We start from the raw sequence: 8234 nt of genomic DNA, 5'->3' as shown, positions 1-8234 counted from the left end.
ATTCAGGAACAGGTCACCAGCTCGAGTCGGTGACCCCTCCACTCCTGCCGGGTCGGGTACCCGCATCGCTGCCATCGACGACGTCGCCGTTCAGCGCGGTCCCCCAGGACGCCGAGCCCGGAGCCATCCCCGCTTCGTCGATCTCGGGAAGGAAGTCGGACAGCTTCGGCAGCTGGGCATTGTTCTCGTACAGGGGCGCCAGGAGTTCCATCGACTTGCGCATGACCTCCGCGGCGGCCTGCTGCGCGGCCTCGGTGACCGCCTTGGCGATCTCGGAGTAGCTCAGATCCTCGACTCGCGAGGCGAACGCGGTCTCGATCACCTGCCCGTCGGCATTGACGGTGACGGTGACACATTTGCGCACGGTGACCTTCGCCGTCAGCTGATCGCGCTGCTGTTGGACCTCGTTGAGCTGGGACATCTGCGCGCGGTAGTCGTCCATGACCGCCGCGAGGTCCGGGATCGGAAAATCGTTGCTCGCGCTCACCGCGGCCTCAGCGCTCGAAACTGTCGCGGTTGCCGGATTCCATCCGGTCGAACTCCACGGCCGCTGTGGTCTGGCCATCGGCCATGCTGCCCAGCGTGGTGCCCATGTTCTCGCCGGCCGTCTCCAGATTCGTCCGGTAGGGCACGTACTGCTCGGCGAACGTGCTGCCGATCTTGTCCGTCCCCCATGGCGCCTCGCCCTGCGCGTCGAGGGCGGTCGACAGGGTCGACATCACGTCGTCGAGGCTGCCTCGGGCTCGCCGGGTGTCGCCCGCGGCGCGACGCAGCCGCACGGTGTCGACGTCAACGCTGTCGGTCATCACTCACTCCTTCGATCCGCGTCCGCCGAGACTGCCAGGAGCGGGCGAACCGGCCGTTGCGCGTAGATGAACAAGAAATGATGGATGACGCTGGCAATCACCAGCATTCGTTCAGTGGCTACCAGAATCGCACCTGCCCTGGCCCGAATTCGACGTCGGCAATCGGCGAGACGGTCCGACGGCCGACGATGATGTGTGACAGACTCGATCGAAGCACTGACGGCCGCCCTGCGGCTGCGGACGATCGACTGATGGGGCCGGAGATTGACGTCGCGATGGAACTGCTCATGACCGATCTGAGCGGCCTCGAACGGCGCGTCGCGGCGGACCGCAGCCAGACCCGCAGCCAGACTCCCGACGACTATCTGCGCCTGGCCGGCTCGCTGACCGAGCTCGCCCAGGGCCTGCTCGCCACCAGGGACGACCCCTCCGGCCGGGACCGGACCGCTGAGTCCTTGGAGCCCGCCCAGGAAGCCGTCGCGATCCGGCTGCACTGGCTGGTCGAGGGGTACGTCACCTACGAGTACGCCGGGGCGCTGCAGGACGCGCTGCGGCTGTTCGAGCAGGCGACGCGGCTGGTGGGGCATCGTCAGCTGGCGACCAACACGATTCGCAGTGCCTGCTCGGCGTATCGGCAGGTGGCCCAGGACTATCCCGGGGTGTCGGCCATGTGCGCCGATGGGTTGTCCAAGTGTGGTGTCTGGCTGATGCGCCTCGATCACGACGCGGCGGTCGCGGCCACCGAGTCGGCGGTACGCATCCGGGCCGCGATGTACGCGCGCTCGCCCGAGCAGCCGGGCAAGTACCTGGCCAGTCTCAGCACCCTGCTGCGCACGATGATGGTCGGGCGCTCGCGCAAGCAGGCGATCGCGAGCTATCGCGCGCTGTACTCCGAAGTGACCTCGGCGGCCGCGACGGCACAGCTGCGCGAAACCCGGGTCGAGGAGCTCGATCTCACGCTCAAGACCACCCAGGCGCTGGTGAAGCTGGGCGCGACGACGCTCGAGCGCGCCGGTCGGCTGACCCAGCAGCAGATTCTGTATCAGTCGGGCGGCGACCTGGCCACCATCGACGAGATCAACTGGCGGCTCGCACTCGTCGGGCTCAAGCCGCTCGCGGCCGGCGCCATGCCGGAACCGCCGTCCCGGCCGGTCGAGATCTCGGCCACCTACGGCGCGATCGCGGTGCGCTGTTCGGCGCCGGACGCGCTCGAACAGGTGCGCGCCGCGATCGTCGCCGCGTACGCCCGCGACGGCGCCGAACCGGTGGACGCGGGCCGTTTCGCCGGGGTGCACGAAAAGCATTGGGGCGTCAAGGAACCGGTCACCAATGCGGCGACCGATCTCGGTGCCGATGTGATACTCGTCGAGAAGGCTTCCGGCAGCTGGATTTCGGTCAAGAGCCTGAATTGGGAGATCGGCGCGCTAGCCAAACATCCCCTGGCGATGCGCCTTTCGGAGAAGTGGCCGGTGCTCACCGTCGCCACCATCGAGAACATCTCCTACGAGCTGTGCCTCTACGACAGCGGCGTCGCCACCCAGTACGCGGCGCTGGGCCGACCGGCCGGGCAGGCTCCGCTGGACGCGCCGCTGGCTCCGCTGGACTTCGCCACCCTCGCCGACTACGGCGCCGACTACGCCTCCGAGACTCAGGTCCGCGCGGCCTTCGGCAACGCATCGATGTTCGCGAAGGTGACCGAACTGCCGGGCAGCGGCATCCGCCAGGCCGCGGAGAAGGCCCCACTCACCGATTTCGGGTCCAGCATCCTGTTCTTCGGCAAGGACTGACCCGAACCACCGCCGGGCCGCACCACCCGGCATGATCGTGACTGTGCGAGTACTGCTGCAGCGGGTGACCAGCGCCCAGGTGAGTGTGGACGACGAGGTGGTCGGCCGGATCGACCCGGCGCAGGTGGGTAGTCCGCACGGTCTGCTCGCCCTCGTCGGCGCGACCCACACCGACACCGAGACGACCGCGAAAGCATTGGCCGACAAGACCTGGCGACTGCGCATCCTCGACGGCGAACGCTGCGCCGCGGATCTGAACGCCCCCATCCTGGTCGTCAGCCAGTTCACCCTCTACGCCAATACGGCGAAGGGCCGCCGCCCATCCTGGAACGCCGCCGCGCCCGGCACTGTCGCCGAACCTCTGGTCGACGCCTACGCCGCCGCGCTCCGCGAACTCGGCGCGACGGTGGCCACCGGCCGATTCGGCGCCCACATGCAGATCACCCTGACGAACGACGGCCCGGTCACCATCCTGTTGGAAGGCTGACCGGGCCGAGGAAAGAGTGCGGACTACTCCGGGCGCAAGGTGAGGATGCGCGGACCGTCTTCGGTGACGGCGACGCTGTGCTCCCAGTGCGCGGCACGAGTGCCGTCGGTGGTGACGACGGTCCAGTCGTCGTCGAGAGTCGTGGTCTCGGTGGTGCCGAGGGTGAGCATCGGCTCGATCGCCAGCACCGAACCGACCACCAGGCGCGGGCCCTTACCGGGAGCGCCTTCGTTCGGCAGGAACGGGTCCATGTGCATCTCGCGGCCGATGGCGTGCCCGCCGTAACCATCGACGATGCCGTAGGCACGACCGTGTGCGGCCTCGGCGGCACGGGTGCCCAGTTCGATGGCGTGCGAGACATCGGTGAGGCGGTTGTCGGGCAGCATCGCCGCGATACCGGCCTCCATCGACAACTTGGTCGCCTCGCTCAGCAGCGCATCGGCCTCGATGATGTTGCCGACGCCGAACGTCCACGCCGAATCACCGTGCCAGCCGTCGAGGATGGCGCCACAGTCGATCGAGACCAGATCTCCCTCGGTGAGGATCTCTTTCGCCGAGGGGATCCCGTGGACCACCCGGTCGTTCACCGAAGAACAGATCGAGCCGGGGAAGCCGTGATAACCCTTGAACGACGGGACGGCGCCCGCATCCCGGATCGTCTGCTCGGCCACCTCGTCGAGCTCCAGCGTGGACACGCCGGGCTTGGCCGCGGCGCGCACGGCCACGAGCGTCCGGCCGACGATCGCCCCGGCCGCCGCCATGGCGTCCAGTTCGCCCGCCGTCCGGAACGGCACGACCTTCTTCTTACGGTGGAAGACCATCCGGCCTCAGTACTCCGATCGGTGGTTACTGACCGAGGGCGCTGAGCGCCCGCGCGTTGACTTCGTCGACCTCGCCGATGCCGTCGACGGTCACGACGAGTCCGTCGTAGTACTCGAGCAGCGGCTCGGTCTCCTCACGGTAGACCCGCAGCCGGTTGCGGATGACGTCCTCGGTGTCGTCGGCGCGCCCACGGGCGAGCATGCGCTCGACCACCGTGTCCTCGGCGACCACGAAGCACAGCACGGCGTCGAGCGCGGTGCCGTTGTGCTCGAGGATCTTCTTCAGCGCGTCGGCCTGATCGACCGTGCGCGGGTAGCCGTCGAGCACGAAGCCGTTGGCCGCGTCGGGCTCGGCCACGCGGGCCTCGACCATGCGGTTGGTGACATCGCTCGGCACGAGGTCGCCGGCGTCCATGTACTTCTGCGCCTCGCGGCCCAGCGCGGTCTGCTGGCTGATGTTCGCGCGGAAGAGGTCTCCGGTGGAGATGTGCGGAACGCCCAGCTTCTCCGACAGCAGGACGGCCTGAGTACCTTTGCCGGCACCCGGCGGACCGAGCAGAACAACTCTCACTTGAGGAACCCTTCGTAATTTCGATTCATCAGCTGGCTCTCGATCTGCTTGACCGTGTCGAGACCGACGCTGACCATGATGAGCACCGCGGTACCGCCGAATGGCATGTTCGCCACCGCACCCGAATTACCCATGTCGAGGAACACGTTCGGGAGCACGGCGACCGCGCCGAGGTAGAGCGAGCCGGGCAGGGTGATGCGGCTCAGTACGTAGTTGAGATAGTCGGCGGTCGGCTTGCCGGGACGGTAGCCCGGAATGAAGCCGCCGAACTTCTTCATCTCATCCGCGCGTTCCTCCGGGTTGAAGGTGATCGCGACGTAGAAGTAGGTGAAGAAAACGATCAGACCGAAGTAGATGGCGATATAGACCGGGTTGGAGGGGTTCACCAGGTACTTCTGGATGATCTCCTGCCACCAACTCGGCTCCGTCGCCGTGCTGGACCCGGTCAACTGCGCGATCAGGTTGGGCAGATAGAGCAGCGAGGACGCGAAGATCACCGGGATGACGCCGGCCTGGTTGACCTTCAGCGGCAGGTAGGTCGACGAGCCGCCGTACATCTTGCGGCCCACCACCCGCTTGGCGTATTGCACCGGAATCCGGCGCTGACCCTGCTCGACGAAGATCACCGCGATGATGATGGCCAGCACACCGACACACACGAGGCTGAAGACCATGCCGCCGCGGGTGTCGAGGATCTGCTTGCCGTCGAGCGGGATGCGGGCGGCGATACCGGCGAAGATGAGCAGCGACATGCCGTTGCCGACACCGCGCTCGGTGATCTGCTCGCCGAACCACATGACCAGCGCGGCACCGGCGGTCATCACCAGGACGATGATGACCATGCCGAAGATGCTGGTGTCGGCGAGAATGTCCTGTTGGCAGCCCTGCAGCAGCTGACCACGCGCGGCCAGCGCGACGAGTCCGGTGGCCTGCAGGACCGCGAGCGCGATCGACAGGTACCGGGTGTACTGCGTCATCTTGGTCTGGCCTGCTTGGCCTTCCTTGCGCAGCTCCTCGAAGCGCGGGATGACGACGGTCAGCAGCTGGATGATGATGCTCGCGGTGATGTACGGCATGATGCCGATCGCGAACACCGACAGCTGCAGCAGCGCACCACCGGAGAAGAGATTGATGAGCTGGTAGATACCGGCGTTCTCACCACCGGAGACCAGCTGCACGCAGTCTTGGACCGCGCGGTAATCGACGCCGGGGGACGGCAGCGCGGCACCCAACCGGTACAGCGCGATCAACCCCAGCGTGAAGAGAATCTTCCGCCGTAAGTCCGGAGTCCGGAAGGCCGATACGAAGGCGGAAAGCACAAATCCTCCTGGCGAACGACATGGTCATGCCATGCGGCTTAACCCCATAGCGGGTAGTGCGGGAACGTCAGCCGATGACGGGCTTGGCAGACAACACTGGTTGAGACTCTAACAGTGACACCGGACGAGCTCTCGACTCGTCCGGTGTCCACTGTCGTCTAGCGTACCGTCAGGCCAGTTCGGTGACGGTGCCACCGGCGGCGGCGATCTTCTCCTTGGCGGAGCCGGTCACCTTGTCGGCGGTCACCTGGACCGCGACACCGATCTCACCGTCGCCGAGCACCTTGACCAGCTCGTTCTTGCGAACGGCGCCGGCCGCGACCAGCTCGGCCTTACCGACCGTGCCGCCCTCGGGGAACAGCTCGGCGATACGACCCACATTCACGACCTGGTACTCGACCCGGAAGCGATTGGTGAAGCCCTTCAGCTTCGGCAGTCGCATGTGCAGCGGCATCTGGCCACCCTCGAACGCCGCGGGGACGTTCTTGCGGGCCTTGGTGCCCTTGGTACCACGACCGGCGGTCTTGCCCTTGGAACCCTCACCGCGACCCACACGGGTCTTCTCGGTCTTGGAACCCGGCGCAGGACGCAGGTGGTGCAATTTGATGGTCATGTCAGACCTCCTCAACTGTTACGAGGTGGCGCACGACGTTGATCAGACCGCGGTTCTGAGCGTTGTCCTCACGAACCACCGACTGGCGGATCTTCCGCAGGCCGAGGGTCCGCAGGCTGTCGCGCTGGTTCGCCTTGGCGCCGATCGTGCTCTTGATCTGGGTCACCTTGAGATCTGCCATGTCAGGCTCCCTGTCCCGCACGCGCACGCAGCATGCCCGCCGGAGCGACATCCTCGATCGGCAGACCACGACGCGCGGCAACCTCTTCGGGACGCTGGAGCAGCTTGAGCGCGGCAACCGTCGCGTGAACGACGTTGATCGCATTGTCGCTACCGAGCGACTTGGCCAGAATGTCGTGAATGCCAGCGCATTCGAGCACGGCACGCGCCGCGCCACCGGCGATCACACCGGTACCGGGCGAAGCCGGACGCAGCATGACGACACCGGCCGCCGCCTCACCCTGAACCGGGTGGGTGATGGTCGAGCCGATCATCGGGACGCGGAAGAAGCTCTTGCGAGCCTCCTCGACACCCTTCTGGATGGCCGCGGGAACTTCCTTGGCCTTGCCGTAGCCGACGCCGACCAGACCGTTGCCGTCACCGACGATCACGAGGGCGGTGAAGCTGAAGCGACGACCACCCTTCACGACCTTGGAGACGCGGTTGATCGCGACTACGCGCTCGAGCTGGTTCTTCTCGGCAGCGTTGTCCCGGCGATCGCCGCCACCGCGACGATCGCCGCCGCCGCGACGGTTGCCCTCGGGGCCACCGCTGCTGTTGGTGTTCTGTCCGGCGGGTCCGTTGCCGCCGTCACGCCGCTGACGTCCCGGCATCAGACGTTCCCTTCTTCGACAATGGAAATAACAGGCTGAGTCGTCATCAGAACTTCAACCCGCCTTCACGAGCGGCATCGGCCAGCGCCGCGATACGGCCGTGGTAGTCGTGACCACCACGGTCGAACACGACCGCCTCGATACCGGCGGCCTTGGCGCGCTCGGCGATCAGCTGACCGACCTTGGCGCCCTTGGCGGACTTGTCGCCCTCCAGCGCACGCACGTCGGCCTCGATCGAGGACGCGGCGGCGATGGTCTTGCCGACCGAATCGTCGACGAGCTGAGCGTGCAGGTGCCGCGAGGAGCGGTTGACCACCAGGCGCGGACGCTCGGTGGTGCCTTCGACCTTCTTGCGCAGACGGAAGTGACGGCGAGTCTTCGACAGACGACGCTTCGTCGATGCGTCCTTGCCCAGCGGAATCCGCTTGGCCTTCTGGTTTTCGGTTTGCGCCATGATCACTTACCCGTCTTTCCGACCTTGCGGCGAACGACCTCGCCGGCGTAGCGGATGCCCTTGCCCTTGTACGGGTCGGGCTTGCGCAGTCCGTGGATCACCGCGGAGATCTGGCCGACCTTCTGCTTGTCGATACCGGACACGGAGAACTTGGTGGGCGACTCCACCGCGAAGGTGATGCCTTCCGGGGCCTCGATCGGGACCGGGTGGCTGTAGCCGAGGGCGAACTCGAGGTTCGAGCCCTTGGCGGCAACGCGGTAGCCGACGCCGAAGATTTCCATCTTCTTCTCGTAGCCCTTGGTGACACCCTCGATCATGTTGGCGATCAGGGTGCGGGACAGGCCGTGCAGCGAGCGGTTGGCGCGCTCGTCGTTGGGACGGGCCACCTCCAGCTCGTTACCCTCACCCTTGGTGACGGTGATCGGCTCGGCCACAGTGTGCGACAGGGTGCCCTTGGGCCCCTTCACGGTGACGACCTGGCCGTCGAGCGTGATATCGACGCCGGCCGGAATCTCGATGGGCTTCTTACCAATACGCGACATT

At 66.5% G+C, this 8234-nt stretch carries 12 protein-coding genes; 2 read left to right on the top strand and 10 right to left on the bottom strand.

The annotated features are described in order from the left end of the window. Window positions 1–13 precede the first annotated feature (13 nt). Both BOX37_RS03970 and BOX37_RS03965 read right to left on the bottom strand, forming a co-directional pair. On the bottom strand, window positions 14–487 hold the full coding sequence (locus BOX37_RS03970) for a YbaB/EbfC family nucleoid-associated protein (protein ID WP_084759406.1): 474 nt from the start codon (window positions 485–487) through the stop codon (window positions 14–16). 7 nt (window positions 488–494) lie between these two features. Next, the gene (locus BOX37_RS03965) at window positions 495–806 is read right to left on the bottom strand and encodes a hypothetical protein (protein WP_071926443.1); all 312 of its coding nucleotides are present in this window, start codon (window positions 804–806) and stop codon (window positions 495–497) included. A gap of 251 nt (window positions 807–1057) precedes the next feature. Between BOX37_RS03965 and BOX37_RS03960 the strand changes: the two genes are divergently transcribed. Further along, on the top strand, window positions 1058–2593 hold the full coding sequence (locus BOX37_RS03960; RefSeq protein ID WP_240505199.1) for a hypothetical protein: 1536 nt from the start codon (window positions 1058–1060) through the stop codon (window positions 2591–2593). A 43-nt stretch (window positions 2594–2636) separates the two neighbouring features. Beyond that, window positions 2637–3080, top strand: coding sequence for a D-aminoacyl-tRNA deacylase (gene dtd, locus BOX37_RS03955; protein WP_071931164.1), 444 nt, complete (start codon window positions 2637–2639; stop codon window positions 3078–3080). Between the two features lie 23 nt (window positions 3081–3103). Here the strand turns inward: dtd and map are convergent, their stop codons facing one another. From map to rplF, 8 genes are all read right to left on the bottom strand, one after another. Beyond that, complete coding sequence (gene map, locus BOX37_RS03950; protein ID WP_071926442.1) at window positions 3104–3901, bottom strand: type I methionyl aminopeptidase; 798 nt, start codon at window positions 3899–3901, stop codon at window positions 3104–3106. A gap of 25 nt (window positions 3902–3926) precedes the next feature. Further along, window positions 3927–4472 (bottom strand): adenylate kinase, encoded by a 546-nt coding sequence (locus tag BOX37_RS03945; protein ID WP_071926441.1) that lies wholly within the window; start codon window positions 4470–4472, stop codon window positions 3927–3929. After that, window positions 4469–5791 (bottom strand): preprotein translocase subunit SecY, encoded by a 1323-nt coding sequence (secY, locus tag BOX37_RS03940; RefSeq protein WP_071926440.1) that lies wholly within the window; start codon window positions 5789–5791, stop codon window positions 4469–4471. The genes BOX37_RS03945 and secY overlap by 4 nt, the downstream gene beginning before the upstream one ends. A gap of 169 nt (window positions 5792–5960) precedes the next feature. Continuing rightward, complete coding sequence (gene rplO, locus BOX37_RS03935) at window positions 5961–6404, bottom strand: 50S ribosomal protein L15 (RefSeq protein WP_071926439.1); 444 nt, start codon at window positions 6402–6404, stop codon at window positions 5961–5963. Between the two features lies 1 nt (window position 6405). Beyond that, window positions 6406–6585, bottom strand: a complete 180-nt coding sequence (rpmD, locus tag BOX37_RS03930) for a 50S ribosomal protein L30 (protein ID WP_071931163.1) — start codon at window positions 6583–6585, stop codon at window positions 6406–6408. A 1-nt stretch (window position 6586) separates the two neighbouring features. Beyond that, complete coding sequence (rpsE, locus tag BOX37_RS03925) at window positions 6587–7237, bottom strand: 30S ribosomal protein S5 (protein ID WP_071926438.1); 651 nt, start codon at window positions 7235–7237, stop codon at window positions 6587–6589. A 46-nt stretch (window positions 7238–7283) separates the two neighbouring features. Beyond that, on the bottom strand, window positions 7284–7691 hold the full coding sequence (gene rplR / locus BOX37_RS03920; protein ID WP_071926437.1) for a 50S ribosomal protein L18: 408 nt from the start codon (window positions 7689–7691) through the stop codon (window positions 7284–7286). Between the two features lie 2 nt (window positions 7692–7693). Next, window positions 7694–8233 carry a 50S ribosomal protein L6 gene (gene rplF / locus BOX37_RS03915; RefSeq protein WP_071926436.1) on the bottom strand — a complete coding sequence of 180 codons (540 nt, stop codon included), beginning with the start codon at window positions 8231–8233 and terminating at the stop codon, window positions 7694–7696. Window position 8234: the final 1 nt, after the last annotated feature.

It is taken from the genome of Nocardia mangyaensis (assembly GCF_001886715.1).
Classification (GTDB): domain Bacteria; phylum Actinomycetota; class Actinomycetes; order Mycobacteriales; family Mycobacteriaceae; genus Nocardia; species Nocardia mangyaensis.
The sequence above is the reverse complement of the archived record's forward strand: the minus strand, read 5'-3'. Positions and strand labels throughout refer to the sequence as shown.

What these genes read in the sequence shown, in the direction of transcription:
- BOX37_RS03965 (WP_071926443.1), bottom strand. Translation starts at nt 806, where the DNA reads ATGACCGACAGCGTTGACGTCGACACCGTGCGGCTGCGTCGCGCCGCG.
- BOX37_RS03960 (WP_240505199.1), top strand. Translation starts at nt 1,058, where the DNA reads ATGGGGCCGGAGATTGACGTCGCGATGGAACTGCTCATGACCGATCTG.
- map (WP_071926442.1), bottom strand. Translation starts at nt 3,901, where the DNA reads ATGGTCTTCCACCGTAAGAAGAAGGTCGTGCCGTTCCGGACGGCGGGC.
- rplO (WP_071926439.1), bottom strand. Translation starts at nt 6,404, where the DNA reads ATGACCATCAAATTGCACCACCTGCGTCCTGCGCCGGGTTCCAAGACC.
- rpmD (WP_071931163.1), bottom strand. Translation starts at nt 6,585, where the DNA reads ATGGCAGATCTCAAGGTGACCCAGATCAAGAGCACGATCGGCGCCAAG.
- rpsE (WP_071926438.1), bottom strand. Translation starts at nt 7,237, where the DNA reads ATGCCGGGACGTCAGCGGCGTGACGGCGGCAACGGACCCGCCGGACAG.
- rplR (WP_071926437.1), bottom strand. Translation starts at nt 7,691, where the DNA reads ATGGCGCAAACCGAAAACCAGAAGGCCAAGCGGATTCCGCTGGGCAAG.
- rplF (WP_071926436.1), bottom strand. Translation starts at nt 8,233, where the DNA reads ATGTCGCGTATTGGTAAGAAGCCCATCGAGATTCCGGCCGGCGTCGAT.